This is a genomic window from Pseudoalteromonas sp. S3260 (assembly GCF_005886925.1).
Taxonomy (GTDB): Bacteria; Pseudomonadota; Gammaproteobacteria; order Enterobacterales; family Alteromonadaceae; genus Pseudoalteromonas; species Pseudoalteromonas tetraodonis.
The window spans coordinates 1-775 of sequence record NZ_PNCV01000178.1; the positions used below are offsets into that span (position 1 = coordinate 1).

At 41.9% G+C, this 775-nt stretch carries 1 protein-coding gene and 1 pseudogene; both read right to left on the bottom strand.

Annotation, left to right across the window (positions count from 1 at the left end):
- A pseudogene (locus CWC14_RS17875) lies at positions 1 to 241 on the bottom strand (helix-turn-helix domain-containing protein); the annotation flags it as partial.
- Positions 217 to 723 carry a transposase gene (locus CWC14_RS17880; protein WP_138564242.1) on the bottom strand — a complete coding sequence of 169 codons (507 nt, stop codon included), beginning with the start codon at positions 721 to 723 and terminating at the stop codon, positions 217 to 219. The pseudogene CWC14_RS17875 and the gene CWC14_RS17880, both read right to left, overlap by 25 nt.
- Positions 724 to 775: the final 52 nt, after the last annotated feature.

Sequence of the window (775 nt, forward strand, 5' to 3'; positions counted from 1 at the left end):
CCGTATTAATAATGCGCTGCCGCTCTAACTCTGTGAGACGGTTTGGCGGCTGTTTTTTCGTACTCGTCCGTTTGTCAGTCATATCGTCTGCTTCAATCCACCGCTGAACGGTTCTTAGTGTCAGTCCAAGTAACTCACATGCCTTTTCTTTCCTTGCCCCTGAAGCCTGTGCGTTTGTGATAAGCGTTATTAATTCATGTCGCTCAGTCGCTGTTGTTAATCGTCCTCGTTGAAACCCCAAAGTGCATCCGCTTTTTTTTTGAGTACAAGTAGAGCGGCAGTTTCAGCTAAGGCCTTATCTTTGCGATTCAGTTCTTTTTGCAGTTGCTTTATTTCTTGCTTAAGCTGTTTACTGTCTGACTTTACTGTTTTATTTGAAGGTGGTGTTACTAAGTCTTTCTTCCATTGCTGAATATGATGCGGATAAAGCCCTATATTACGGCAGTATTCATTTATGGCGGTTTCATCTAAACTTCCACACTCAATGACCGCGTTGAGCCTTTCTTCTAAACTCCAGTCTTGTGGTCGTTTTTCTGCTGTCATTTGGCTACCCGTCTGGTGTATTTCAAGTTGATGCTTTTTTGCCAGTGCTATCCAACGTTGTAACGTTGAATAACCGACACCTAAATCATCTGCAATATCTTCTAAGCGAACATCATCACATTGAGATAATGCTTTTTCAACAGCTTGAACTTTAAATTCTTGTGTAAATTGACGTCTCATTTTATTTGCCTCTGCTAAATGTTAGAGGCGACAACTATCCTGACACAGGGGG